Genomic DNA, 25,254 nt, shown 5'->3' on the forward strand with positions numbered 1-25,254 from the left:
GCTCAGAACCTACCCGCGTAGGTGAACTGAGCGCCCCCTTCCGGCAGGGGGGCAAGCCCGTAGAGCTCGCTGTGTGTGTCGCCCATTTCGGGCAAGGCCAGCAAGACGATGCCCGTGCCCAGCAGCACGGCGCCTCCGTATGTCCCCACGCCGCCCCAGAACTTGTAGCGGCTGGCCTCCGCGTTGAGTTCGTCGCGGCGTATGGGGTCGTTCCGCGTATTCCGCTCGGCCTCGCGGCGACGGTCGTCCCCTTGCGCGTCTGCCCAGAGGCCCAAGGAAAGACCGGCGGCCCCCGTGCCCAGCAGCACCCAGCCTGGCACGTCGGCGTACCAAGGCTTCCGCTGGAACTTCACCTGGCCAAGCGGCCTCAAGGAACGTGACGCGGCCACCATGTTGCCGGCTTCCTCCGCGTTGAGGACGCCCGGCGACTCGCGCCCCGTCGACAGATACCGACCGAGGGCCACTACCCGCGCGGCTTCGAGGCGCGCCAGCGCGTGGCGGTTCTTGTAACCCGAGCTGAGGTAGAGGCGGGCGTTGAGCCAGGGAGCCCCCTGAAACTCGCCCACCGAGGCCAAAACGACGCTGGAGGCACCGAAACGTTCGGCAACGCGCCGCACGTAGGCCTCCTCCATCGATCGCCGCTGCTCCGGATCGGCGAAGCGCAGCCAGGTGCCCCGGGCGTCGTTGGTGAGCACGGAAGGAAAAACGGCGTCGAGCACGATCGTGGTCGTCTCTGTCGCCCGGTCCGGCTCGATGCCCACGGCCCGAGGAAAGGAATCCTTGACCCCCTGCTTGTCGGGATCGCAGTGCGCCTCGGCCGCGTAGCGGCTCGCTGGTCTCACCACCAGTTCGACCGGCGAAGGCCCTACCAAGTGGCCGTCGACGTGGATGGCGCACCCGCGGGGGTTCGATTGCAGGACGAGCGGGGCCCCTTCGTTCACCGGGGCGGCCTTGACGAGAGCTGCTGTCACGAAGGTGAAACCCTCGGCCTCGCCGAGAGGGCGCCCGGGCAAAAGCAGCTTGAGTGCGGATGCGGTGGCGGCCGCTTCGGCTTGTTGCTCGGCACCCGCCTGGGCGGCCAGCAGCACCGCCCCAACCCGCTGCAGAAGCGTCGTGCCCCGGTCTCCGAGCGGCGCCGCCTCGGAGGCGGTCACCAAGGCCTGAAAGGCGGTCGACAGGGTCGCGGCCACGGCGACGTGTTCATTGGCCGCCCGGAGCGGCTCGGCCGCCTCCAGGGCCGATTGCACCTGCACCGCAATGGGCTCGGCCAAGCCCCCGGGCGGGAGAGGCTCGAGGGGGCTCCCCGGCCCCGGCACCCTGAGGTCCCAGTTCAAGTTCTCGCGCAGCCCTCGGGCGAGCGCCTCGAGGAGGTGCGGGGCGGGCCCCGGTGCATCGCCGATGACGACCGGCAACAGCAACACCTGTGAACGCCCGCCCCCCGGAGCACGGCTCTCGGGCAACGGCGCGCGCGTGGGTTCGTCTGCCCGCGCGAGCGGAGCCGCAAGAAGCACCGCCAGAAGCCCTAGACCGTGAATGCTGGGAATGGAACGCATGCCGCCTCCTTGGGGAACCGAACAAACATACCCGCCGCCGGAGCGCGCGACGCTCGAAATCCGCAGGTGGCGCAGGCGGAGACCCGGGCGTGCCCGCACGCCGCGGCCGGTGTCGAAAGCTCAGAGGATGTACTGGCTGAGATCCTCGTCTGCCAGGATGCTGCCGAGGCGCTGGCTCACGTACTCCCGCGTGATGCGCACCGTCTGGGCTCCGATCTCGGGCGCCTCGAAGGCCAGCTCGTCGAGCAGACGTTCGAGCACGGTGTGCAGCCGCCGGGCCCCGATGTTCTCGTGACGCGCGTTCACGTCTGCCGCCACACGCGCGATCTCGGCGATCGCGTCGTCTTGCCACTCGATCTGCACGTGTTCGGTCGCCATCAGCGCCTTGTATTGCTTGGTGAGGGCGTTCTCGGGTTCGGTGAGGATGCGCACGAAGTCCTCTTTCGAGAGCGGCTCGAGTTCGACACGGATGGGAAAACGCCCCTGGAGCTCGGGGATGAGATCCTTGGGCTTGCTCACGTGAAACGCCCCTGCCGCCACGAACAACACGTGATCCGTACGCAGCGGCCCGTATTTCGTGGAAACGGTCGATCCTTCGATGATGGGCAGCAGGTCCCGCTGCACACCTTCCCGGGAGACGTCGGGGCCGCGGCCGCTGCCTTCGCGGCCCGCCACCTTGTCGATCTCGTCGATGAAGATGATGCCCGACTGCTCGGCGCGGCGAAGCGCCTCTTTCGTCACGCGGTCTTGATCGATGAGCTTGGCCGCCTCTTCTTCCGTGAGCAGCTGCAGCGCCTCGGGCACGGGCACCTTGTGTCGTTTGGTGCGACGGCCTCCGCCCGGGAGCATGTCCTTCAGGTTGAGAACCATTTCCTCCATGCCGGTGCCCGAGAACACGTCGATGACAGACTGGGGCGCGTCAGCGGTCTCCACCTCGACCTTGCGGTCGTCGAGCTTTCCTTCACGGAGCATGCGGCGCAGGCTCTCGCGCGTGGCCTGCTCTGAACCGCTTGGGCTCGTATCCTCACCACCTGCCGGGCCGAGTGCGATGCCGCCCGAAGGCGCGGCACGGCCACCCCGCGCGGGCGGCAGAAGAATGTCGAGCAGCCGCTCTTCGGCGTTGTCTCGAGCCCGTGGGCGCACGCGCTCACGTTCCTCCAGGCGCACCATGGAGACCGCCGTCTCGGCCAGATCCCGCACCATCGAATCAACGTCGCGCCCCACGTAGCCCACCTCGGTGAACTTCGAGGCTTCGACCTTCACGAAGGGGGCGCCGGCCAGCTTGGCCAGGCGGCGCGCAATCTCCGTCTTGCCCACGCCCGTGGGGCCGATGAGCATGATGTTCTTCGGAGAGATCTCGTCCCGCATGGGAGGCTGCACCTGCTGGCGGCGCCAACGGTTGCGCAGCGCCACGGCCACGGCGCGCTTGGCGTCTTTTTGGCCCACGATGTAGCGGTCGAGCTCTTCCACGATCGCTTTGGGAGTCAGGGCTTCGGCGCTTTTGGGCGTGAACATGGTCAAGACCAAAACATAGCGCCCAGCGCCCGGAATGACAGGGCGAGCCCGACGAACTTGAGCTCTGCATCCCGCAACGGGGTCGCCAGGACCACCCCGGTGCCGCACTCAGCTGAGCTCTTCGAGCACCAGGTTCGCGTTCGTGTACACGCAGATGTCCGCCGCGATGCCGAGCGCCTTCTCAACCACGGCCCGCGCAGGCAGCTCCGTCGCTTCGAGCAGCGCCCGACCCGCCGCCAGAGCGAAGTTGCCGCCGGACCCGATCGCCGCCACGTCGGTGTCGGGTTCGATCACGTCCCCCGTCCCGGAGAGCAGCAAGGTTCGTTCTTTGTCGGCCACGAGCAGCAAGGCCTCGAGGCGACGCAGCAAGCGATCCGTGCGCCAGTCCTTCGCGAGTTCGACGGCGGCGCGAGTGAGGTTACCGTTGCCTTCCTTCAACTTGGCCTCGAACTTCTCGAACAAGGTCAACCCATCGGCAGCCGAGCCAGCAAAACCCGCAAGCACGCGGCCTTCGTGAAGCCGACGCAACTTGCGCGCGGAGCCCTTCATGACGGTTTGGCCCATGGTCACTTGGCCGTCGGCCCCCATGACGACGTGGCCGTTGCGCCGCACGACCAACACGGTCGTGGAACGAATGCGAGACGCTTCGGATCGGCTCATGGCTCACTCCCCGGATTTGGGTTCGTGTGTGGGGTTGCTCGGGGCCGGAGCGGCGGGGCGCTCCGCGTGAGGAGCACCAGCAGCGTGCGGGTGCGCTTTGTCGTAGACGGCCATCAAGTGGTCGATGTCGACCTGCGCATAACGTTGGGTCGTGCGCAGGCTGGCGTGTCCTAGCAATTCCTGGATCGCTCGCAAGTCGGCCCCTTCGCCGAGAAGGTGTGTGGCGAAGCTGTGCCTGAGCGCGTGGGGCGAAACACGCTTGACGCCCACGTGAAGTTCGCGCTGTCCCAGCCGGCGCCTGGCCTCGCGAGGGTCGAGCCGGCGCCCACGCCGTGTGAGAAAGAGCGCGGACGGATCGACTTCACCGGCCGCTTCCGCCGGCACCAGCGCCCCGCGCTTGGGCAGGTAGGCCTCGAGTGCCTGCGCCGCCGCACGGCCCACCGGGACGCGCCGATCCTTGCGCCCTTTGCCTTGCCGCACGTCCAACACGAGTCCGTTCCCGTCTCGGACCAGATCGCCCACGTCCAAGTTGCAGGCTTCGGAGATACGAAGTCCACCGCCGTAAAGCACCTCGAAGAGGGCCTGGTCGCGCAGCGCTTCGGCCACGCGATCCTCGGACTTCCGCGCAGGAGGGCCTGGGGCATCGAGCAAACGCGCCGCTTCGTCTTTGTCGAGGAAAGCGGGTAGACGCCGCCCGCGCTTGGGCCCTCTCAGCGCTCCCACCGGGCTGTTTGCGAGCAGGCGGCGACGCACCAAAACCCGGAAGAAGGTGCGCAACACCGACAGCTTGCGCGCGATGCTGGTGGCGTCGTTGGTGCCGTGCAGAGAGGCCAACCACGCCCGGCACGCAATCTGATCGAGGTGCTGCAGGCGAAGGGCACTCAGGTCCGCGTCCTCCCCGCAACGGGCACGGACCGTGAACGCGAAAAAAGCGCTCAGGTCCGCCATGTAGGCGCGCAAGGTGTGAGGGGAGGCGCGCCGCTCCGCCGCCAGGTGAAGCCGGAACGCGTCGAGCAGGCCAGGTCCGTTCGCTTCCACGACGAGCCAAAGTAAGCGAAAGCCCAGCGGCTAGCGAGTTTCCCGTCACCGGGAGATCAAGGAGACCCATGCGCCGCGCGCAGCCTCGCCCGCCAGCAAACGCGCCGTGGTCGATCCCACCCAGGCGACCGTGAGGATGGCCGCCACCCGCTGCATCGCAGGTAGTGCCCGCAAATAGCCTCCAGCAAACCATGTGTGAATCACGAACAAGGCGCTCGTGGCCGCCACGGCGAGCAACGCCGCGCCCCCCAGAGCACGCAACGCCCAGGACGCGCCCGGCTCTGCCAATCGCCCCCCCACCACGGAGAGCGCGGCCAGCAACCCCGGCGCCGTGGCCAGAACGATCGCGAGGGTGTGCAAGCGCGGGAGCCGATCGGAAGGCGTGAGCGCAACGGCCACGAGCCCCACCGACGACAACACGCCGAACATCGCGCACGCCCGACCGAGCCAGGGGCGGCCCGGCATGAGCGCAGGCGCCAGCGTCCAGTACACGCCCATGCTCAGCACCAACGCAAGCATGCCTCCCGTCGCCAGCCGGGCCCCGAGAAGGTTGGGCGCCCCGCCGAGCGCACGCTGGTGAAGCAGATCGCAGAGGAAATTGTGCCAGAAGTGATGCCGGGGGTAGGCCCGATCGTGGTAGCTGCCGCCCGGGTAGACGGCCGCCGACAGGGCCATCAGCACCAAGAAGGCACTCAGGGCCCCAAGCACGAGGAAGCAGCGAACGCGCAGTGACAAGTCGGCTCCGAATTCAAGGGTGAGAGCCCCTCCCCGCCCCCCTATTCGAAGCGTATCACGGGGCCGCACCGTCGGCCGGTGCCGTGTGCGCGCCGGCCTCGCCACCCCCGGGGGCGGCGTCCCAGGCTCCAAAGCAACTCTCGGCCCGATGCGCGAGGGCACGCCGGCGGTCGGCCTTGCCGCCCCGGGGCGCGTCGGCCAGCGGCGGCATGAGACCGTAATTGATGTTCATCGGAACGAACGGCTCTGCCGGGGCGCGGGGGCGCGTGATGTGATGGTAAAGGGCGCCCATCGCCGTCTCCGGCGGGGGCGGCGCCACGGGTCTGCCCAGTAGGCGGCCCGCCACGAGCTTACCCGCCACGAGCCCCATGGCCGTGGACTCGATGTAGCCCTCGACCCCGGTGATTTGGCCTGCCAGATGGACGTGGGGCCGCTGCCGAAGCTCGAGCTCCGGCCCGAGGAGCCGAGGCGCGTCCACGTAGGAGTTGCGGTGAATCGAGCCGTAGCGCAGGAACTCGGCCTTCTCGAGACCGGGGATCATGCGAAAGATGCGCTGCTGCTCCGGGTAGGCAAGCCGGGTCTGGAACCCGACCAGGTTGAAGGCCGAGCCGTGCACGTTTTCGGCACGCAGCTGAACCACGGCGTAAGGCCGCCGCCCGGTCCGCGGGTCCGTAAGCCCCACGGGTTTCATCGGGCCGAACGCCAGGACCTTGTCACCGCGGTCAGCCATGACCTCGATCGGAAGACACCCCTCGAAATACTTGGCTTGCTCGAAGGCATGCGCCTCCACCTTGCGTCCGGCGCGCACCGCCTCGAGGAAGGCATGGTACTCGTCGCGCGACAGAGGGCAGTTGATGTAGTCACCATCCGGCGCCGCCTCGGGCCGGTCGTTGCCCTTGTCGTAGCGGGAGGCCCGAAAAGCCTTCGACATGTCGATGGAGTCGGCTTCGACGATGGGCGCAATGGCGTCGTAGAAGTACAAAGGCTTTCCACATAGAGCCCCCAGCGTGCGCGCCAGGCCCCCTCCCGTGAGCGGCCCCGTGGCCACGATCGTGGGACCCTCGGGCAACGTGTCCACCCTCTGGCGGACGAGCACGATGCGCGGATGGAACGCGATTTTGGTGGTGACCCACTTCGCGAAAGCCCAGCGATCCACCGCGAGCGCTTCGCCCGCAGGAACACGCGTGGCGTCGGCGCCGGCCAGAATCAACGAGCCCGCACGCCGCAACTCCGCCTTCAAGAGACCGGCGGGGTGTTCGGGGCTATCGGAGCGCAGGCTGTTCGAGCACACGATCTCCGCAAGCAATACGCTGTGATGCGCGGGCGAGATCGCGGCCGGCTTCGATTCGACGAGGCGAACCCGCAAGCCTGCCTCGGCCAGCTGGAAGGCCGCTTCGCACCCGGCGAGCCCTCCGCCAATCACGGTGACCCACCCTTCGTGACCTGCCTTCGTTGCCATGTTCGTCACCTCAGCCCCACCCTTGTTCAGTCGAGGTCGGGCGGCACGCAGGCCCGGCGCCCGAGCTGCTGGGCCTGTACGAACTCCGCGCGCTCCGAGCAAGTCGCCGCCACCTCGGCAGGACGGGCGCGGTTACAGTCGCTCGTGCCAAAGCAGCCGAGAAAACAGTAGTTCACGCCGTCGGAGTGGGTCACGCAGGCAGCCGTGACCGGACAATCACTATCTTTTCCGCAAGGTGTGAGCCCACAGTACCCCCCCTTGAAGGGCAAGCAGGTCGGGGCGAAGCTAGGACAATCCGCAGCAGATTCGCAGGCTGCCCCCAAGCTGGCCCGTTCCGTCTCGAAGTCGCTGGAGCAGGCTCCCAGCGCCCAAGCAAGCACGGCGAACCCGGCCGCCCGCAACACGGCCGAGCCTCCGTCACGAAACCGCGGCATGCCCCCTGTCTCCCGACGCGTCTGGCAAGGGACCTTCCTCGGTTCCCCCCTCGGCGCCGCCCACGTCGGCCGTGTAGCCACAACCGGGAACCGGACATCGCAGCCGAGCACCCGTGCGAAGCACTTTCTCTACCAGGAACTTCGAGTCGCACTGGGGGCATGCCGTGGGCACGGGTTTGTCCCAAGACACGTAGTCGCAGTTCGTCTTGCTGTAGTTCGAGCAGCCGTAGAACACCTTGCCCTTGCGCGACCGCTTCTCCGTCAAAAAGCCGTTGCACCCCTCCTTGGGGCAGTCGACACCCAACGACAATGGCTTGGTGGTCTTGCATTCCGGGTAGCGCGTGCAGGCCAGGAACTCTCCGAAGCGGCCCCGGCGAATCACCATGGGCTCGCTACAGGTCGGGCACGATTCGCCAGACGGACGCTCCGTGGCGACCACCTGAATGGTGCCATCTTCTCCGCGGACGTATTCCTTGGTGTTCTTGCACTCGGGATAACCCGAACAGGCGAGGAAGTGCCCGTTGCGACCCCACTTGATGACCATGGTGGCGCCACACTTTTCGCAGTTGATGTCGGTGGGGATCTCTTCGCGCTTGACGTCGCGCATCTCCACCTTCGCCTTCGCCACGTCCTGCTTGAACGGCTCGTAGAAGGAGCCGAGCAGCTTCACCCAGTCGACCTCGCCCTCCTCGACCTTGTCGAGCTGCTCTTCCATCTGGGCGGTGAAGTCGGTGCTGACGATCTCGGGAAAGCTGCTGACGAGCAGCCCGTTGACCATGACGCCGAGCTCGGTGGGATACAGCCGGCCTTCTTTGCGCTCGACGTAGCCGCGGTCTTGTACGGTGGAGAGGATCGTGGCGTAGGTCGACGGGCGACCAATGCCTTTTTCTTCCAGCTCCTTGACCAGGGTGGCTTCGGAAAAGCGTGGCGGAGGCTGAGTGAAGTGCTGTTCGGGCTTGGTGGCGAGCAGCTTGAGGGTCTCGCCCTCGTGGATGTCAGGCAAACGCCCCTCGGCGTCTTCGTCCGCGGCGTCTTCGACGATCTCGCGGTAGACCTCGAGGAACCCGGGGCTCTTGAGTACCTGACCGGTGGCACGCAAGTCTACCCGCCCCGCCTTGATCTCGATCGATGTTTGGTCGAAGACCGCGGGCACCATCTGACACGCCACGAAGCGGTTCCAGATGAGCGTGTAGAGCTTGAGCAGATCCTCGGTTTCCTTCGGATCCCGCCCCCCGCCGCCGCTTTGCTCGATGAGCCGTCGCACGGTCTCCGGATCGTACTTCGTGCTGGTGGGGCGAATCGCCTCGTGGGCGTCTTGTGCGCTTTTTTTGGTCTTGAAGACGTTGGGCGCCTCGGGCACGGACTTCTGACCGTACTTTTCGCCGATGAAGGTCCTTACCTCCCGCAAGGCGTCGTCGGACAGGCGGGTCGAGTCGGTACGCATGTACGTGATGAGACCGACGGGGCCTTCTTCGCCAAGCTCCATGCCTTCGTACAGACGCTGCGCGAGGCCCATCGTCTTTTTGGGCGAAAAGCGCAGCTTGCTCGAAGCCTCCTGTTGGAGCTTGGAGGTGATGAATGGCGCCGGCGGGTTCTTGCGGCGCTCCTTGCGCTCGACGCCCGCCACCACGAGCGGGTTCGACTTGACGATCGCCTCGGCCGCCCGCGCCTTACCCTCGTCGCGCAGGTCGAGCTTCTCACCGTCGAGGCGAACGCCGCGGGCGGTGAAGGGAGGTGGCGATGCCCCCTCCACATCCACGTCCAGCGTCCAGTACTCCTCGGGCTTGAAGGCCTTGATCTCGTCTTCGCGTTCCACCACGAGCCGTACGGCCACGGACTGCACGCGGCCCGCAGACAGACCCCGCTTCACCTTGGTCCACAGTACGGGGCTGATCTCGTAGCCCACCAAGCGATCCAGAATGCGTCGCGCCTGCTGCGAATCGAACTTGTGCGGGTTCAATTCGATGGGATGTTCGATCGCCTCGTTCACCGCCTTCTTCGTGATTTCGTTGAAGAGCACCCGCTTGATGTTCGGGTTGGCGTCTCGGATCTCTTCCGCGATATGCCAGGCAATGGCTTCCCCTTCACGATCGGGGTCGGGTGCAAGGAAGACCTGGTCGACCTTTTTGGCCGCAGCTTTGATCTCGGCGAGCACCTTCTTTTTGCCGTCGATGACGACGTAGTCGGGGGAGAACCCTTTTTGGATGTCGACGCCGATGTTCTTCTTCGGCAGATCTTTGACGTGCCCCACGGAGGCCTTCACGACGAAGCCCGCGCCCAGGTACTTCGTGATCGTTTTGGCCTTGGCAGGCGACTCGACGACGACGAGCGCCCCCGCCCTTTTGCCCGAGCTCTTGCCGGCTTTGCGCCCGCTCGGCTTGTCGGTAGCGGCGTCATCTTCGACGTCGGCACCAAGTTCGTCCACCAGGTCTTCGACCTCGTCTTCGGCCCGAGGCACCGCTTTTCCGGGTTTGGCCTTCGCGGGCACAGCCTTGGCCTTCGCGGGTACGGCCTTGGCCTTCGCGACGCTCACCACCTTGGCTTTGGCGGGCTGGGCCGCCTTGGCTTTGACGGCCTTGGCTTTGACGGCTTTCGCTTTGGTCGGCTTGGCTGCGGGCTGCCCCGCCACCGCGTCCACCTTGACGTCCGCGTCCTTCGTTTCCGCTTTTTTAGTGGCCATGAATCGTCCTCGTCACCTCGTATCGACTACCCGCCCCGCGATGAACCCATCCCTCGAGCTCTGCTTCGACCAAAGCGGCCATCACATCGGAGAGAGGCCGGCCCAGGTAAAGCGCCACCGCGGCAGGTGTTTCCATGCCCGCCCGGAGCGCCTCGACGACGGGGGGCACGACGGCCTCAGCCCGCGCGCCTGAGGGAGCCCCGGCAGGGCGGTCCGAGAGGGCTTGCAAAAGGCTTGCCTTGTCGGTGACCGGCCAGGCCATGCCTGACTGGAGAAGCCAATCGGTGCCGGCAGAGCCCGGCAGAGCCAGCAGTCGTTTGCCGCGTCGATGCGCAAGACGCGCCGTGACGAGCGCCCCTGATCGCAGCCGCGCTTCGATCACCACCACCGCCTGTGCGAGGGCCACGATCAGCCGGTTGCGCACGGGAAACTGTCCGGGACGCGGGCCCGTGCCGGGTGGGTACTCCGACAAGAGCCCGCCCTGGGCGGCAATGCGTCCGAAGAGGGGCCCGTGCCGATCCGGGTAGATCACGTCGACACCACACCCGAGCACCGCAAAGGTGAAGCCCCCTGCTTCCAAGGTGCCCTCGTGTCCTGCGGCATCGATACCCAAAGCGCCTCCGGACACCGTTCCGTAACCCTCACGGACGAGGTCAGCCGCCCAGCGCTTCGCCACATCACAGCCCTGACGGGAGGCCGCTCGCGACCCGACCACTCCCACCACGGGCTGCTCCGGCAAGGCGCCCCGCACCCAGACCCCCGGAAGGGGCTTTGGCAACTGGGCCAGCCCCGACGGGAAGCCAGGGTCGTGGGCGGGGACGAAACGGAGCTCGTTCGAGGACAACATCGCCATTGCGCGAGTTGTCGGTCCCAGCTCGGGGAAAGTTTCAGGAAATCGTGCCACCGTGGGCTTCCGATTCCGCTCCCCCACCCAAGGGTTCACGAGCCCCTCAACGCCCAGACCGACGCCCGAAATTCGGGCCCTCGGGGCGGGCACGACGGCCCACCCGGCGGCACCACGTCGCGTCGAAACAGCCAGGGGCATCAAGACGGCAAGAGGTAGCGCCGTGCCCCCCCGGGGTCAAGGCCGCGTCCCCAAGTGCCCGGAAACCCGAGCTTCTACCTCCCAAAGCGCCGGGGTGACCCCGGGTCAGAAACGGCCAGGCCTGCGACAAAGGCCATGACTTGCCGAGTCAGTAGCCCCGCCGGGTCTCCGTGAACTCACCCACCCGAATCTCCTTGCTGGACTTCGACACCCAGGCCACCGCCGCCGCCTCGCGCACGTCCACGACGAGCAGCTCCGCCACGATCTCTTTGGGAAACTTCGTGTCGAAGGTATCCCAGCCCTCCATCAGGGGGCGGTACCCGTCGCCTTGCCGGATCACGTACGAGCGGTTGCCCACCCGCAGCCCGTCCTTGCGCCCCCGCGACAGGACCACGAAGTCCTGCTCGGCGAGCATGAAGGTGGGTGAGAAGGTGGCCACGATCTTGGACTCCAGGCTCACCTCGGATGCGAGGGGGCGGACCTGCTTGAAGGCCTGCACCCGCTTGCTCACGTAGTAGCCTCGTTCGACCGGCTCCGTCAGGTCGACCAGGGTGCCCCGCCCGGTGGTCTCGTCAGCGATCTGGTTGACCACGACATCCCCGTGGATCCTCACGAGGTAGCCAAGCACCTTGCCGCTCGCAGGGTCTTTGATCGGCGCACCCTTGTCCACGGTGAACACCGTGTACCGTTCACCCGCGACCAGGCGCTGGGTCTTCGGAAAGGCAAGGTAGGCGGAGTCGCCCGACGCCAGCATGATCTTCTCCTCGCGTGAACCGCTGATGCGGGCCGCCGCACGCAAATCGTCCGTGGCCACCATGCCGGCTTCGCGTAGCTTGATCGCTCGAACGGCTCCGGACTGCGCGGCACGCGCCGGGGATAGATCCTCGGCTAGCGACACGGGTAGCTCCCCCCCGGCCCCCGGCCTGAGCCGAATCGCGTCGCCGGTGAAGATCCAGTGCGGGTTGGTCACCTGGGGGTTCAGGGCCCACAGCTGCGGCCACCGCCAGGGATCGCCAAAGTAGCGGCCGCAGAGGGACCACAAGGTATCGCCATCGGTCACCTGATGGAGCTCGGGCACCTCGGTGACCTCGGGCGACGCCTCGCTACCGTAGTCGCTGGGATACCCCTCTTCCTCTTCCTCTTCGTCGCCGCCGCCGAGGCGAGCCCGCGAAACGGATGCGGGGGTGTCCCGGGGCGGGGTCGACACGTTGTCGGGCGCCTCCGCTGGCTTGGACTTTCGGTTGAGCCGTCCGAAGCTGACCGAAGCGGCCGGCGTTTCACCCCGCTCGATCGCATCCACGTCAGGCAACGGCGCCGCTTCGTTGTCTTGCAGGGCGCGCATCGTGTCTCGCACCGAGGGCTCCTGGGCAAAGGGCGACCCTCCCGTCGCGGACATCACACAGAACCAAGCAGCCCCGCTCCATATTCGACGCTTTCCTGTCGCCTTCATCGCTTTCTCCCTCAGGGACGAACGCCCCCCACGCCGGGTTCATCCTCGGTGTTGCCGCCGTCCAGCTCGGCCACACGTTGTTTGGCCAAAGCGGCTGCGGGATGGGCGGCGTACCGCTCCGCCAATTCTCGCAAGGTGCTTCGCCCGGCCGCCTCGTTGCCGAGGGCCACGTAAGCCAGGCCCACCTTCAAGAGGGCGTCGGGCACCTTGTTTCCCGCCGGGTATTCGTCCGCCACCTTTCGGAATTCGCGCACGGCGGTCACGAAATCCTTGAGATCGTAGTAACACTCGGCCAGCCAGTACTGCGCGTTGTCGGCGTAGTCGTGCTTGGCGAAGCGGCGCAGGAACTCGCGAAAGCCGGCTGCGGCGTCGGCATGCCGTCCGCCCCGAAGGTGCTCGAGCGCATGTCGGTAGAGCGCCTGGGGCGCTTCGTCAGAGCTCGTGACGGCGAGGCGTTTGGGTTCGCCCGCCGCGACGCCGGAGGGGGGCCTGACCGGCGGGGCCACGGCCAGACGAACCGCCGCGGGGGCCCGATCCTCAGCGCCCTCGATGCCGACCTGGCTTCCGTCACCCACGAGACGCAGCAGGGGTCGGTGGCGTGAGGGCTTGGCGGCGTCGCCCGCATACTCCACCGTGCCCTCGTCACCGAAGCTGTAGACCGCGGTCTCGGAAGCCTCGATCCCCGGCACCTCGTCACCCGGTCTGAGCGTGACCCGGGGCAGGCGGGCTGGTGCAACGACCGCTGGTTCCTCCGGCGCTTCCCGCCCTCCGACCTTGTCGCTCAACACGAACACCTGGTTCTCGAGCTCCTCGATACGCCTCAGGTACTCGGTGTTCTGCGCCCTCAACGACGCAATCGTCTGGTTCAGATCCTGTACCTTCACAGACGTCGGATGCGGGGCACAGGCACCGAGGCCCATGGCCAGGGCGGCCACCCCGAGACTCTGGCGCAAATGGCTCCGTACTTCTGGCTTCATTCCGACCCGTTCGCGGACAGGAGACGCTTGCCGTCTCCTCGAGGGAGACGTGGGCCTCTTTACCGAACCCGAGCAGGATCGGTACTTTCGGAACGGGTCTTGAGTCGAGGCGCCAGGAAACTGACGACGCTACCCAAGGGCAGCCAGAATGTCCGCCGCGCCTTCGGCGAGCAGCGCCTGGGCCACCTCGGCCCCGAGCGCCGCTGCGGCGGCCCGGGGCGCCGAGCGGCTCACCCGGAGCACCTGCCCCCCATCCGGCCGCCCCACGAGCCCCGTGAGCGTCAGTGTGTCAGCGGAAAGCACGGCGTGGCCCCCCACGGGCGTGCGGCACGAGCCCCCAAGCGCGGCCATCAAGGCGCGCTCCGCAGTGGCCGCCGCCCGGCTGTCCGGATCGTCGAGCGCCGCCAGGGCTTCGTTGACGAAGCTTGGGCCCTGGCGGGTCTCGATGGCCATGCAGCCCTGGCCAATTGCGGGCAGCATCACCGCGGGCTCGAGCCGCTCGGTGATGCGCGCACCGTACCCCAGGCGATCCAGGCCTGCGCAGGCCAGCACCGCCGCGTCCACGAACCCCTCGTCGAGCTTGCGCAGGCGTGTGTCCACATTCCCGCGGAACAGTTCGATCTGCAGATCGGGTCGCAACGCCCGGAGCTGGCAGGTGCGCCGCAAACTCGAGGTGCCCACGCGGGCCCCGCGCGGCAAGTCCCGCAACGTCGCGCCCGCACGTGACAGCCACGCGTCCCGGGCATCTGCGCGGGGCGGGAACGCCGCCAGGAAGAGGCTGTCGGGCAAGGAGGCGGGCACATCCTTGAGGCTATGCACCGCAAGGTCGACGGCGCCCGACAGCAGCGCCTCTTCGATCTCCTTGACCCACACGGCCTTGCCACCCACGTCGGAGACAGGCCCCGCCTGGAAACGGTCCCCGCTGGTCACGATGATCTCCAGCCGGACCTCCAAACCCGGGTTTTCCTCGCGCAGACGGGCAGCCACGTGTTCGGCTTGCCAGCGCGCCAGGGCGCTGCCGCGGGTCCCGATGATCAAGCGCGCTGCTGTGCCAGATACCTTCATGAATTTGCCTGTTTTTGAGAGCTACTTTCCTCCGCAGGGGCCTCCTCGGCCTCCTCCGTCGGGTCGGCACCCGTCTGCACGGCGGCCACCGCGGGCAGCTCGAACAGCTGGGCCACGGCCGCCGCGAGCATTTCGCCCACCTCCCCGGACGCTTCCTTCTTCAAGACCACTTGCGGGGCATGCAGCAGCTTGTTCGCCAGGCCCGTTGCCAAACGTTCGATGGCGCGACGGGTGCGCTCGTCGGCGCCCGGTAGGCCCGCGAGGGCCTTCTCTGCCTCGGCTTGGGCCACGGACTGGAACCTGTTGCGAAGCGCCGTGATCGTGGGAGCCACCCCGCGTCCCCTTTGCACCTGCAGGTAGCGCAGAACCTCTTCCTCGACGAGCTGTTCGGCCTTTTCGGCCTCCTCCCGACGCCCCGCCAGGGCCGTCGCGGCTTCCTTTTGAAGGTCGTCGATGTCCCACAGGTACACGCCCGGCACGTCCGCAGCTGCGGGATCCACGTCGCGCGGCACGGCGATGTCCACCAGCACCAACGAGCGGCTCCGCCTCGTCTTTTGGATGCGGGCCACCGCGTCGCGCCCCAAGATCGGCTGCCGCGCGCCCGTGGAGGTGATCACGATGTCGGCCCGTCCGATGGCGGCCTCGAGCTGCGCGTAGTCCTCCACGGCAAACCCGTGCCGGTTGGCAAAGTCTTCGGCACGAGCCCGGGTGCGGTTGGTCACCGCCACGCGGGCGCCCTGCGCCTTGAGGGCCCGGCCTGCCAGGTCGGCCATCTTGCCAGCGCCCACCAGCAGCACCTGCCGGCCCTCGAACCCGGCGAACACCTGGCGTGCGAGATCCACGGCCACGGAGCTCACCGACACGGACTGCCGGGCGATGCCGGTGTCGCGACGAATCCGGCGGGCGATGCGGAATGCCCGCGTGAAGCAGTCGACGAGCGTGGGACCTGCAACCCCTGCCCGGTTGGCGAGGTCGAAGGCGTCCTTCACCTGGCCGAGGATCTGCGGCTCGCCCACGACGAGAGAATCGAGGCTCGACGCCACCCGAAACAGGTGATGCACGGCCGCGCGGCCCGCGCGGCGGTACAGGTGCGTTTCGAGCTCACCGAGGCCACCGGCGTCGGGAGGTAGCCTTTCGACCAGAAGGTCTCTCAGGGAGCTGAACGCCGTGACGCGATCCTGGACGGCCGCGTAGATCTCGACACGGTTGCAGGTGGAGATGAACGCCACCTCGCCCACCCCTGGCCGCGCCGAAAGGTTCTTGATGAACCCTTCCGCATCGGCCGGATCAACCGCAAGGCATTCCCGTACGGCCACGGGGGCCGTGCGATGAGAGATGCCAAGGACGATGAGTTCGGACCCCATGGTTCAGGCCAGATTCCGTACGAAATAAGCGACCAGCACCAGCACGGCCCCACCAAACCCTCCCACCGTCAACCACGCCGCCCGCCGCCCCTGCCATCCCGCTCCCCGCCGCGCGACGATCAACACGCCATACGCCACCCAAGACGCCACGGCCAGCACGTATTCGGGCCGAACGACGGCTTCGCCCTGAAGCAGCCCCAACCGGGCGACGAGAACCGCCCCGGTGATGATGGCCAGGGAGAAGACCGGAAAACCCCACGACACGCAGCGTGCGGCCAGCCGGTCGAGGGTCTCGAGGGGCGCCCCGGTTGTTCGCAAGCGTGCGAAATCCTTTCGTTTCAGGCGCCTCTCCTGGATCAGATAGAGCGCCGCCAGGGCCGCAGCCAGCGCAAACAGCGCTTCGCCCACCGTGGACAGGAAAATGTGCGCCGTGGCCAGGGGGCCGGTGGGCGTGCCGGGACGGGACGCGTCAGGAAGCACGCGAGCCAGGACCAGCAGTACCAGCACGGTGGGTCCAGCGAAAGCGCCCGCAGCTGCCAGGCGGGAGCGCAGGGTTGCCAGCAGGAACCCGGCCGCCACCAGCCAGGCCACGAAGGCCATGGCCTCCGCGGTCGAGGACAATGGATGCTGCAAACGAAAGCAGCGCACCCCGATATCGACCAGATGGACGACGAACCCCACGAGGAACACCCGACGGGCCCACAGAGCCACACGGCCACCCGCCCCGAGATGGAAGCCCAAATAGAGCCCTGACGAAAGGCCATAGGCCCCGATCTGGGCGATTTCCAACGCGGAGGAAACGTTCACGACGACTGCAGTTTAACCCCGGACATCCGCGAATCACGCCCGCAGTGAGGCAACCGCTGCGAGGATGGCCCCTGGCGCATCGGCTGTCTCATCCGCGGGTATGGCCACATAGCCGGGCTCGACATCGTACGCCGCCTCGCCGATGACGACGGACGACATGAAGGCCTCGCCCCCGAGCGCATCGATGGCCTCCTGGTCCTTTACCTTGCCAACCAACCCGTGGAGGTCATGAGCCCCCAAGGAGGCCTGCTTGAACAACGCCGCAGGTGTCAGCCTGAGACGCACCCCCGAAGGACGGGTCGTGATGACCTCACCCTGAAGGTCCACGCGATCTCCGGCCACCCAGGTGTCGATGGTCATCTGAGAGAGAAAGAGCCGGAGCGTCATGAAAGGCGGAGGGTCGAGGGGACGGAAGGCCTGGGCCAGGACCTTACCATCGTCAACCGGCCGCGCCAGCACAAGCGCTTGGTGCTGAAACCTCGACGCCTTCTGCCGAATCAAAGGGGACCAGCGGATGGCCGAATGGGTCGGCTATCCAGCCCAGGGCTCATGTGGTAAAGGTTCATTCATCCATGGCAAGCGCGAACGTTATCGAGGTCACCGACGACAACTTTGAATCCGATGTGCTCGGCTCCGACAAGCCCGTCTTGGTGGACTTCTGGGCTGCTTGGTGTGCGCCTTGCCGCGCGATCGCACCGCACATCGATGCCCTGGCAGACCAGTACGCCGGCCAAGTGCGCGTGGGCAAGTGTGACATCGACGCCAACCCGAACGTGCCCTCGCAATTCGAGGTGCAGAGCATCCCCACCTTGCTCATGTTCAAGGGCGGTCAGGTCATCGGTCAGCTCGTAGGCGCCGTACCCCGCCCCAAACTCGAAGACTTCATCAAGAAAGCAATCTGAGGCAGCCGCCCTCGCGGCGCTCTTTGGCCCCGGTCCCCGGCTACAGCGCGGGAGCCGGGGCCTTCGTATATACGGTGCCCGCGCCCGCCCGCACCCCGCGCGTGTCAGCCCCGCACGAACACGGCCGCCAGAACGGCCCCCAGCACGAGAAACCCGAGGAACACCCCAACCACCACGCCTCGGTTCGACCTGCGCACCGGCATCCCCCCGGGCCTGGAACCGAGGGGCGGGGCCTCCGCCGGTGACGGCGTCTGCCGTTCCCACGGCGCTGGCCCCAGCGCGGCATTTGACGATGCCGCCGCTGCCACCGGATGAGTCGGAACCGGCGCCGAGGGGGGACCGTCCACGTCGAGGGTGACGTCCGCGTCCTGCGCGAGGGTGCTGCGCCGGTTTCCGGATTTTCGCCAGGGCCAGTCGGTGTCGTTGGCCCAGGCACGGGGATCGATGAGCTCATCGGTCACGCGCGGCACGCCGATCGAGGCCGCCGGATCCGGCTCCTCGAAATCCATGGACGTGAACGCGCGGATCTGATCCTGCAAGACCGTGTCGACCAGGCTTCCCTTGGGCTTTTTGGCCGCGCCCGAAAGAGTCATTTGGTCTTCCATGCAGCGCCGAACCAGCTCGGAGATGTCGCGCTGGATCATCTTGAGCCCGCGCGAGAACAGATAGTGCGCAAGCGCGTCCTGCAGATCGGTAGCGGTCTGAAAGCGATCCTCGAGCCGCCTAGCCAGCGACTTGCGAACGATGTCTTCCAGTTCGGGTTCGACCTCGGGATTTTGAGCGCCAACCGGCGGAATGCGCGCGGCTCGCACGAGCTCCACGGTTTGATAGTCCGACTCCCCGTAAAAGAGCCGCCGGTTCGTGAGCATCTCGTAGAGCAAGATGCCCACCGCGAAGATGTCGGCCCGCCTGTCCACCTCTTCACCTCGCGCCGCCTCGGGCGAGAGATAGCTCATCTTGCCCTTCACGACGCCCGGGTCGGTGTGCTCGACCTGCACGGCCGCTTTGGCCAGACCAAAGTCTGTGACCTTCACCTCGCCGTTCTTCGAGATGAGCACGTTGGGCGGAGAGACGTCCCGGTGAACGATGTTGAGCGGCTTACCGGTCTCGGGATGGATGAGATCGTGGGCGTAGTTGAGACCTTTGCAGATCTCCATGATCACGTACACGGTCTGACCGATCGTGAGCGGCTTGTTGATGCGGCGGCGCCATTCCAGGACCGCCTTCAAGTCAACGCCATCGACGAACTCCATCACGATGAAGTAGGTGTCGTCGACGTGGCCGATGTCGAAGACCTGGACGATGTTGGCGTGCTGTAGGCTCAGCGATAGCCGCGCCTCGTCCAGGAACATCGCGATGAACTTCTTGTTCTTGGTCAGCGACGGAAGGATGCGCTTGACCGCGACGTTCTTTCGGAATCCCTGGAGGGATTCGGCCACCCCTCGGAAAACTTCCGCCATGCCTCCTGCGGCAATGCGCTCGACGATTCTGTAGCGGCTCTCAGGCATGGGTAGGGCGGTAGGGCCCCGCGTCAACCACTATAGCAGAGGGCCCCCCACACACAATCGCCGGAGACGCCAGCGGAGCAGGCCAGGCGAAGAGCCCGCCGACGATGCCGGCGGGTCTTCACGAGGTGTACCAAGCGCTCACTCGTCAGAGGCCGCCGCGGGCGCATCGGAGAGGTCGGCGTCGAGCACCCCTCCACGACCCGCCTGAGACAGCGCCGCTTCTTCCCGTTCCGACAGCTCCTTGCAATCGATGCACAGGGTGGTCACGGGCCGGGCCATCAATCGCCGAAACGGAATGGGCTCGCCGCAGTCCTCGCAGACGTCGATGTCGCCACTTTCGAGACGCGACAGCTGTTTGGTGATTTTGCGCAGCAGGTATTTCTCGCGGTCATGCAGACGCATTTCCGTCGAGAACAGCTCTTCTTCCATCGACTCGTCGATCGAATCACGTCCGATGTTCCGTTCGTGACTCATCGAGAACGAAAGCGCACTTTGACCGGTCCTTGCCAGCCGCCCTTTTGCCTCTTCCAGTACACGCCGGATCTGCACTTTTTCGTTTTCGGAAAGCATCGCCGCTCCTCTTCCTGCTCGTCTCGAACTGCGGTTGGCGCGGTCCCGGGGCTCATGTGGCCTCCGGCATCCCGCGATTCCGGGCCCCGTTTTTTAGCATCCCCACCCGGCTGGGGAAGTCACACAATGATGCTGACGGTGTTTTTTCGACACATGGACCCAGACCCCGGGGGCCCAGCGCGCGATCACCGGGCCGCACGCGGCGGGGTCGGTCTGACGAGGGCTAGGAGGCCTTTTTCTCGCGTACGAGCTGAGGCCGCCCACGTGACACCACCACATCCCTATTCACCACGCACTCCGTCACGCCGGTCAGCGAGGGGATGTCGTACATGACATCCAGCATGACCTCTTCGAGGATGGCCCGAAGTCCACGGGCCCCCGCGTTACGACGCGAAGCCTCTTCCGCCACACTCTGCAAGGCGTCTTCGGTGAAGCGCAACTTCACGCCTTCCATCTCGAACAGCCTCTGGTACTGCTTGACGAGGGCGTTCTTGGGGCGCCACAGGATCTCGACCAGGGCCTCGACGTCGAGCTCGTCCGCAGCCACGATGATGGGCAGGCGCCCCATGAACTCGGGGATCATCCCGAATTTGATGAGATCTTCTGTGCGCGCCAGGGAGCGCAATTCGTTTTTCGACTGGTCGCTCTTGTCGATCTGGGCCCCAAACCCCATGCCCCCCGAGCCCACGCGGCGACGAACGATCTCTTCGAGGCCGTTGAAGGCGCCGGTGCACACGAACAGGATGTTCGAGGTGTCGACCGTGATCAGTTCCTGCTGGGGCCGGTTGCGGGAGCCGTCAGGGGTGATGCTGCAGCTCTTTCCCTCTAAAAGCTTGAGCAGAGCCTGCTGTACACCCTCTCCCGAGACGTCGCGCGTCACGGAAGGACCGCCACCGCGACGCGCGATCTTGTCGATCTCGTCGATGCAGATGATGCCCCGCGCCGCCTTTTCCGCGTCACCACCGGCGTTTCGGTAGAGCGCCTTGACCACACTATCGACATCCTCGCCCACGTAGCCCGCCTCCGTGAGCGTGGTGGCATCCGCGATGGCGAAAGGCACATCGAGCTTGCGGGCCAAGGTCTGGACGAGCAGCGTTTTGCCGCAACCGGACGGCCCCACGAGCAAAATGTTGCCCTTTTGAATCTCGACTTCGCCGCTCTTGCCCCGCTGAGCGACGCGCTTGTAGTGGTTGTAAACAGAGACCGAAAGGGCTTTTTTCGCCCGGTCCTGGCCCACCGCGTACTTGTTCAGCTCTTCGTAAATCTCTTTCGGACGAGGAAAGCGCGGACGCTCGGCAGCCTCTTCCTTGGCGATGATGTCGTTGCAAAGAGCCACGCATTCATCGCAGATGAACACGCGCGGACCCGAGATCAGCTTTCGGACCTCGCGTCGTCGTTTTCCACAGAAGGAACAGTGGAAGTCGTCCATCTTGATGGTTGAGTATTGCACCGGCGCCCACGGGCCGCCAAGCACTCCGCTTCAAAAAATCAGTTGCTGCGTACGAGACGTCATCCGCCCGTGACCGTTCGACGTCCTCTCGTTACCCATATCGGCCAAACTCTCAAATGCTTGCGATCACTTTAGGCGACCCCACCGGAATCGGCCCCGAGGTGCTGCTCAAAGCGCTCGGGCAAAGACCGATCGACGGCGTCGTGGTGTACGGGGACCGTGGTGTCCTGGAAGAAACGGCCCGCCAACTCGGAACGCGCGTACCACAGGGCGTGCAGATCGAGGAGGTGACCTCGCTGGCACCGCACCAGCGGGTCCCGGGCCAGCCCAACGATGCCGCGGGCCGGGCGCAAGTCGCCTACCTGGAAGCTGCCACGGAGGCGGCCATGTCTGGTCGCGTCAAGGCTATCGTCACGGCGCCGTTGTCGAAGACGTGGGCGGGCCGGGCCGGGTTTCAGTTTCCCGGCCACACCGAGTACCTCGCCCAGGCTGCGCACGCACCCGAGATCGCCATGATGTTGGCGGGGCCCCGGCTCAAGACCACCGTGGCCACGACGCACATCGCCCTGCGGGATGTCGCCGCCTCGCTCACCGTCTCGGGCGTGTCGACCGCCATTCGTCTGACGGCCCGGGCGCTGCAGCAACACTTCGGACTGCCGCATCCCCGCATCGCCGTGGCCGCCCTAAATCCTCACGCGGGAGAAGATGGTCGCTTCGGAGACGAGGAAGCACGCATCATCGAACCCGCCATCGCGGCGGCCCGGCGAGAGCTCGAGGCCCAGGGCTCGAGCCCGCGGCTCTATGGACCCGCCGTGCCCGATGTTGTGTTCCGGCAGGCCCACGAGGGGCAGTTCGACGCGGTGGTGGCGATGTACCACGACCAGGGGCTCATCCCGGTGAAGCTCTTCGACTTCGACCATACGGTCAACGTGACGTTGGGGCTGCCCTTCGTGCGCACGTCCCCCGACCACGGCACCGCCTACGACCTGGCAGGCAAAGGGCTGGCCCGCGAGGACAGCCTTTTGGCCGCCTTCGATCTCGCGCGTCAGATGGTCGCGCGCGCCAGAGGGTGAGCCAGACCCACGCTCGGGCGGCCGCTGGGCGCCTTATTTGCCCATGAGGCGCGAAAGCCACGAGCCGCCGGGGCTCTGGCCTCCCTCGGCGTCCGCGGTTCCTTCGTCTCGGCAACGGCAGCGGTCGGCGGGGGGCACATCACCCAGCACCTGTTCGATGTGGGCACCGCACCCGGCATAGGTGGGTTTACCGCAACGAGAACACGTCACCCTTCGGCACATGAGACAACCTGCTTTCTGCTCCCCAGTGTAGCAGCGTCCGCCAGAAACCGCGCGGCCTCGAGGCCACGGCCGAAGCAGGCGCGCGCAAGACATGCGTGCGACTCACCCCTTCGTACACCCGATTTCCGGGAACAAGGATGCGCCCCTTTCCAGCTCCGCCCAAGCCCAGTAATCTCATCAGCCATGTGCGGAATCGTTGCTTACATCGGGCGCCAGCAAGCGGTGCCTTTGTTGGTGGGCGGGCTGAGGCGGCTGGAATATCGGGGCTACGATTCGGCCGGTGTGGCGATCGCCGATCCACGCGGCCTGCGCGTGCTTCGTTGCCGGGGTAAACTGGCTGCCCTCGAAAGTTTGCTGGCGGCCGAGCCCCTCGAGGGCACGGTGGGCATCGGCCACACCCGCTGGGCCACCCACGGGCGGCCTTCCGACGAAAACGCTCATCCGCACCGTGTGGGCGGCGTTTGTGTGGTTCACAACGGAATCATCGAGAACCACGTGGGCTTGCGCGCCCGCCTGCGCGCCACGGGCCGCCACTTCTCGTCCGAGACGGACACCGAGATCGTCGCGCACCTCATCGACGAGGCGCTCATCGGGGGCGCCTCCACGTTGCTGGAAGCCACGCGACGCGCTTTGCGGCAGGTGGAAGGGGCCTACGCCATCGTCGTGATCTCCGACAAACACCGGGGTGAGCTGGTGGCTGCCAAAAACGCGTCGCCGATGGTGCTGGGCCTCGGCGAAGGGGAGACCTTCATTGCATCCGATGCACCCGCGCTGCTCGAGCATACGCGCAAGGTGGTCTTCCTCGACGAGGGCGACATCGTGCACCTCCAGGAGGGCAAGGTGGCGATCTCCGATCTCGACGGAAACCCGATCGAGCGGCCGGCCCGCACCCTCGACTGGAGCGCTGAACAAGCCGAAAAAGCCGGCTATCCGCATTTCATGCTGAAGGAGATCTTCGAGCAGCCCACGGCCGTGACGAACACGCTGCGAGGGCGCCTGCTGGTGCCCGAAGCGGACGCCAGCTTGGATGGCCAGGAGATCGACACCCGGCTCTTGTCACGCATCATCATCGTGGCCTGTGGCACCTCTTACCACGCGGGTCTCGTGGGCAAATTCATGATCGAGGCCACCGCGCGGCGGCCGGTCGAGGTGGACCTGGCCAGCGAGTTCCGCTACCGCGAGCCCGTGGTGGGGCCGAACGACCTCGTGGTGGCCATCTCACAAAGCGGAGAGACCGCGGACACCTTGGCCGCGCTGAAGGAAGCCAAGTCCCGTGGGGCCCGCACGCTCGCGATCTCGAACGTGCTCGACTCCGCGATTCCCCGAGCGGCTGACCTCACTCTCTACACGCACGCGGGCATCGAGATCGGCGTGGCCTCGACGAAGTGCTTCACGGCGCAGCTGTCGGCCTTGGCCCTGCTCGCCATTCACCTCGGCCGTCGTACGGGCACGCTCTCGCCGGCGCAGGCGCAATCACTCATCACCGAGCTTTTGCAGATGCCCCAAAAAATGGAGAGCACCCTGCAAAGCCTGGGCGATCTGCGCGAGCTGGCCGAGCAATTCAAGACAGCTCCAGGGTTTCTGTTTCTGGGGCGCGGCACGAATTACCCGATCGCCCTCGAAGGGGCGCTCAAGCTCAAGGAGATCTCGTACATCCACGCCGAGGGCTATGCGGCGGGCGAGATGAAGCACGGCCCCATCGCCCTCATCGACGACGGGATCCCCGTGGTGGTGATCGCGCCGCGGGGCGCGGGCTACGAAAAGGTTCTCTCGAACATGGCCGAGGTGCGCGCCCGCGAGGGGCAAGTCATTGCCGTGGCCACCGAAGGCGACAAGATCGTGGGCGAGCAGTGCCGCTCGGTCCTGTGGGTCCCGGATGCACCCTCGCTCTTGCAGCCGCTGCTCACGGTGTTGCCCCTGCAGATGCTGGCGTACGCCGTCGCGCTGGCGAGGGGCAACGACGTCGACCAACCGCGCAATCTGGCCAAGAGCGTGACGGTGGAGTGACGGCGGCAGCGGCCTTAAGGCGCCGGGTCGGTCCGCCCGGGGCCGGTGGCCCGGGATCGCCTCTCGCGGTGCGCCCTCCGCCATGCCTGGGTGGCACGATAGTTGAATGAGTCCTCCTCACCCTTGCCATCCGGCAGTTGGGTCCGAGAAGGAAGGTAGATGAACCCAGGTTACGGAATCGTCATGTGGCTGGTCATTGGGGCCCTTACCGGCGGGCTGGGCGGCAGGCTCATGCACACCGACGCCTACCAAGGCGCCCTGCCCAACGTCATCGTCGGGATCATGGGCGCCATGGTGGGTGGCTTCGTGACGAGCGTGGTGTTCGGCGGCAACCGAAGCGACAACGGGTTTCTCGCCAGCACCCTCGCGGCGCTCTTGGGCGCCGGGTTAGTGTTGGCGGTCTGGAGGGCTGTCACGGGAAGACGGGCCAACCACCTGACCGGCTGATCTGGACCGTTCAGGGGCTTTCCGACCGGGGAGAGGCCTGGAGAGCGACCGCTGCAGGAGCCCAGAGCGGCCAGTCGCGCATCGCAAGGCCCGCTTTGCGCCTGAATCCTGCTCCTCGAGCAGCCAGAACCGTGGCCGAGGACGGAATCGAGCATGAATTTCGCATTTTCCGCCTCCGAAAGTTCTCATGATCGCGAAATGAACAAGCAGAACTTGGCTTTCTTGATGCGCAACGCGCTGTCGTTGGCAAAATCGCTGTGTAAAACAACTGTTTCGGTTTGACTTTCGCATTG

Annotated in this window: 23 protein-coding genes; 4 read left to right on the top strand and 19 right to left on the bottom strand. The window is 66.4% G+C overall.

The window, feature by feature from the left end; all coding sequences use genetic code 11:
- Positions 1-2: 2 nt before the first annotated feature.
- From KA712_24960 to KA712_25030, 15 genes are all read right to left on the bottom strand, one after another.
- Positions 3-1,553: a hypothetical protein gene (locus KA712_24960; GenBank protein ID MCG5056210.1), complete on the bottom strand. Its 1,551-nt coding sequence runs from the start codon at positions 1,551-1,553 to the stop codon at positions 3-5.
- A 120-nt stretch (positions 1,554-1,673) separates the two neighbouring features.
- Complete coding sequence (gene hslU, locus KA712_24965; protein ID MCG5056211.1) at positions 1,674-3,068, bottom strand: ATP-dependent protease ATPase subunit HslU; 1,395 nt, start codon at positions 3,066-3,068, stop codon at positions 1,674-1,676.
- Between the two features lie 108 nt (positions 3,069-3,176).
- Entirely contained in the window at positions 3,177-3,728 is a 552-nt protein-coding gene (hslV, locus tag KA712_24970) for an ATP-dependent protease subunit HslV (GenBank protein ID MCG5056212.1), read from the bottom strand.
- A 3-nt stretch (positions 3,729-3,731) separates the two neighbouring features.
- Complete coding sequence (locus KA712_24975; GenBank protein ID MCG5056213.1) at positions 3,732-4,766, bottom strand: tyrosine-type recombinase/integrase; 1,035 nt, start codon at positions 4,764-4,766, stop codon at positions 3,732-3,734.
- A gap of 45 nt (positions 4,767-4,811) precedes the next feature.
- Positions 4,812-5,501, bottom strand: a complete 690-nt coding sequence (locus KA712_24980; GenBank protein MCG5056214.1) for a hypothetical protein — start codon at positions 5,499-5,501, stop codon at positions 4,812-4,814.
- Positions 5,502-5,556: 55 nt separating this feature from the next.
- Positions 5,557-6,960 (bottom strand): methylenetetrahydrofolate--tRNA-(uracil(54)-C(5))-methyltransferase (FADH(2)-oxidizing) TrmFO, encoded by a 1,404-nt coding sequence (gene trmFO / locus KA712_24985; GenBank protein ID MCG5056215.1) that lies wholly within the window; start codon positions 6,958-6,960, stop codon positions 5,557-5,559.
- A gap of 26 nt (positions 6,961-6,986) precedes the next feature.
- Entirely contained in the window at positions 6,987-7,394 is a 408-nt protein-coding gene (locus KA712_24990; GenBank protein ID MCG5056216.1) for a hypothetical protein, read from the bottom strand.
- The gene (topA, locus tag KA712_24995) at positions 7,378-10,074 is read right to left on the bottom strand and encodes a type I DNA topoisomerase (protein ID MCG5056217.1); all 2,697 of its coding nucleotides are present in this window, start codon (positions 10,072-10,074) and stop codon (positions 7,378-7,380) included. The genes KA712_24990 and topA overlap by 17 nt, the downstream gene beginning before the upstream one ends.
- Positions 10,064-10,927 (bottom strand): DNA-protecting protein DprA, encoded by an 864-nt coding sequence (locus KA712_25000; GenBank protein ID MCG5056218.1) that lies wholly within the window; start codon positions 10,925-10,927, stop codon positions 10,064-10,066. Before KA712_25000 ends, topA begins: the two co-directional genes overlap by 11 nt.
- Positions 10,928-11,267: 340 nt before the next feature.
- The gene (locus KA712_25005) at positions 11,268-12,515 is read right to left on the bottom strand and encodes a LysM peptidoglycan-binding domain-containing protein (GenBank protein MCG5056219.1); all 1,248 of its coding nucleotides are present in this window, start codon (positions 12,513-12,515) and stop codon (positions 11,268-11,270) included.
- A 65-nt stretch (positions 12,516-12,580) separates the two neighbouring features.
- The gene (ybgF, locus tag KA712_25010) at positions 12,581-13,546 is read right to left on the bottom strand and encodes a tol-pal system protein YbgF (GenBank protein ID MCG5056220.1); all 966 of its coding nucleotides are present in this window, start codon (positions 13,544-13,546) and stop codon (positions 12,581-12,583) included.
- 129 nt (positions 13,547-13,675) lie between these two features.
- Positions 13,676-14,611: a hydroxymethylbilane synthase gene (gene hemC, locus KA712_25015; protein ID MCG5056221.1), complete on the bottom strand. Its 936-nt coding sequence runs from the start codon at positions 14,609-14,611 to the stop codon at positions 13,676-13,678.
- Positions 14,608-15,975, bottom strand: coding sequence for a glutamyl-tRNA reductase (hemA, locus tag KA712_25020; protein ID MCG5056222.1), 1,368 nt, complete (start codon positions 15,973-15,975; stop codon positions 14,608-14,610). Before hemA ends, hemC begins: the two co-directional genes overlap by 4 nt.
- 3 nt (positions 15,976-15,978) lie before the next feature.
- Complete coding sequence (ccsA, locus tag KA712_25025; protein MCG5056223.1) at positions 15,979-16,782, bottom strand: cytochrome c biogenesis protein CcsA; 804 nt, start codon at positions 16,780-16,782, stop codon at positions 15,979-15,981.
- A gap of 33 nt (positions 16,783-16,815) precedes the next feature.
- Positions 16,816-17,169, bottom strand: coding sequence for a hypothetical protein (locus KA712_25030; protein MCG5056224.1), 354 nt, complete (start codon positions 17,167-17,169; stop codon positions 16,816-16,818).
- A 185-nt stretch (positions 17,170-17,354) separates the two neighbouring features.
- On the opposite strand from KA712_25030, the gene trxA reads away from it, so the two are divergent.
- The gene (gene trxA / locus KA712_25035) at positions 17,355-17,684 is read left to right on the top strand and encodes a thioredoxin (protein ID MCG5056225.1); all 330 of its coding nucleotides are present in this window, start codon (positions 17,355-17,357) and stop codon (positions 17,682-17,684) included.
- Between the two features lie 104 nt (positions 17,685-17,788).
- Here the strand turns inward: trxA and KA712_25040 are convergent, their stop codons facing one another.
- The 3 genes from KA712_25040 to clpX form a co-directional block, all read right to left on the bottom strand.
- Positions 17,789-19,192, bottom strand: a complete 1,404-nt coding sequence (locus tag KA712_25040; protein ID MCG5056226.1) for a protein kinase — start codon at positions 19,190-19,192, stop codon at positions 17,789-17,791.
- A 138-nt stretch (positions 19,193-19,330) separates the two neighbouring features.
- The gene (locus tag KA712_25045; GenBank protein ID MCG5056227.1) at positions 19,331-19,762 is read right to left on the bottom strand and encodes a TraR/DksA C4-type zinc finger protein; all 432 of its coding nucleotides are present in this window, start codon (positions 19,760-19,762) and stop codon (positions 19,331-19,333) included.
- 223 nt (positions 19,763-19,985) lie between these two features.
- Entirely contained in the window at positions 19,986-21,191 is a 1,206-nt protein-coding gene (clpX, locus tag KA712_25050) for an ATP-dependent Clp protease ATP-binding subunit ClpX (protein ID MCG5056228.1), read from the bottom strand.
- A 137-nt stretch (positions 21,192-21,328) separates the two neighbouring features.
- Between clpX and pdxA the strand changes: the two genes are divergently transcribed.
- Positions 21,329-22,285, top strand: coding sequence for a 4-hydroxythreonine-4-phosphate dehydrogenase PdxA (pdxA, locus tag KA712_25055; protein MCG5056229.1), 957 nt, complete (start codon positions 21,329-21,331; stop codon positions 22,283-22,285).
- Between the two features lie 33 nt (positions 22,286-22,318).
- On the opposite strand, the gene KA712_25060 is transcribed toward pdxA, so the two are convergent.
- Positions 22,319-22,495, bottom strand: a complete 177-nt coding sequence (locus KA712_25060; protein MCG5056230.1) for a hypothetical protein — start codon at positions 22,493-22,495, stop codon at positions 22,319-22,321.
- Positions 22,496-22,690: 195 nt separating this feature from the next.
- Between KA712_25060 and glmS the strand changes: the two genes are divergently transcribed.
- Positions 22,691-24,514, top strand: coding sequence for a glutamine--fructose-6-phosphate transaminase (isomerizing) (gene glmS / locus KA712_25065; protein MCG5056231.1), 1,824 nt, complete (start codon positions 22,691-22,693; stop codon positions 24,512-24,514).
- Between the two features lie 159 nt (positions 24,515-24,673).
- Positions 24,674-24,961 (top strand): GlsB/YeaQ/YmgE family stress response membrane protein, encoded by a 288-nt coding sequence (locus KA712_25070; protein MCG5056232.1) that lies wholly within the window; start codon positions 24,674-24,676, stop codon positions 24,959-24,961.
- Positions 24,962-25,254 lie beyond the last annotated feature (293 nt).

The organism is Myxococcales bacterium (genome assembly GCA_022184915.1).
Lineage (GTDB): Bacteria > Myxococcota_A > Polyangia > Fen-1088 > Fen-1088 > JAGTJU01.

Bases quoted from the DNA above. Each gene is read 5' to 3' on its own strand.
- KA712_24960 (MCG5056210.1), bottom strand. From the start codon at position 1,553: ATGCGTTCCATTCCCAGCATTCACGGTCTAGGGCTTCTGGCGGTGCTT.
- hslU (MCG5056211.1), bottom strand. From the start codon at position 3,068: ATGTTCACGCCCAAAAGCGCCGAAGCCCTGACTCCCAAAGCGATCGTG.
- hslV (MCG5056212.1), bottom strand. From the start codon at position 3,728: ATGAGCCGATCCGAAGCGTCTCGCATTCGTTCCACGACCGTGTTGGTC.
- trmFO (MCG5056215.1), bottom strand. From the start codon at position 6,960: ATGGCAACGAAGGCAGGTCACGAAGGGTGGGTCACCGTGATTGGCGGA.
- KA712_24990 (MCG5056216.1), bottom strand. From the start codon at position 7,394: ATGCCGCGGTTTCGTGACGGAGGCTCGGCCGTGTTGCGGGCGGCCGGG.
- topA (MCG5056217.1), bottom strand. From the start codon at position 10,074: ATGGCCACTAAAAAAGCGGAAACGAAGGACGCGGACGTCAAGGTGGAC.
- KA712_25000 (MCG5056218.1), bottom strand. From the start codon at position 10,927: ATGGCGATGTTGTCCTCGAACGAGCTCCGTTTCGTCCCCGCCCACGAC.
- KA712_25005 (MCG5056219.1), bottom strand. From the start codon at position 12,515: ATGTCCGCGACGGGAGGGTCGCCCTTTGCCCAGGAGCCCTCGGTGCGA.
- ybgF (MCG5056220.1), bottom strand. From the start codon at position 13,546: ATGAAGCCAGAAGTACGGAGCCATTTGCGCCAGAGTCTCGGGGTGGCC.
- hemC (MCG5056221.1), bottom strand. From the start codon at position 14,611: ATGAAGGTATCTGGCACAGCAGCGCGCTTGATCATCGGGACCCGCGGC.
- hemA (MCG5056222.1), bottom strand. From the start codon at position 15,975: ATGGGGTCCGAACTCATCGTCCTTGGCATCTCTCATCGCACGGCCCCC.
- KA712_25030 (MCG5056224.1), bottom strand. From the start codon at position 17,169: ATGACGCTCCGGCTCTTTCTCTCTCAGATGACCATCGACACCTGGGTG.
- trxA (MCG5056225.1), top strand. From the start codon at position 17,355: ATGGCAAGCGCGAACGTTATCGAGGTCACCGACGACAACTTTGAATCC.
- KA712_25040 (MCG5056226.1), bottom strand. From the start codon at position 19,192: ATGCCTGAGAGCCGCTACAGAATCGTCGAGCGCATTGCCGCAGGAGGC.
- KA712_25045 (MCG5056227.1), bottom strand. From the start codon at position 19,762: ATGCTTTCCGAAAACGAAAAAGTGCAGATCCGGCGTGTACTGGAAGAG.
- clpX (MCG5056228.1), bottom strand. From the start codon at position 21,191: ATGGACGACTTCCACTGTTCCTTCTGTGGAAAACGACGACGCGAGGTC.
- pdxA (MCG5056229.1), top strand. From the start codon at position 21,329: ATGCTTGCGATCACTTTAGGCGACCCCACCGGAATCGGCCCCGAGGTG.
- glmS (MCG5056231.1), top strand. From the start codon at position 22,691: ATGTGCGGAATCGTTGCTTACATCGGGCGCCAGCAAGCGGTGCCTTTG.
- KA712_25070 (MCG5056232.1), top strand. From the start codon at position 24,674: ATGAACCCAGGTTACGGAATCGTCATGTGGCTGGTCATTGGGGCCCTT.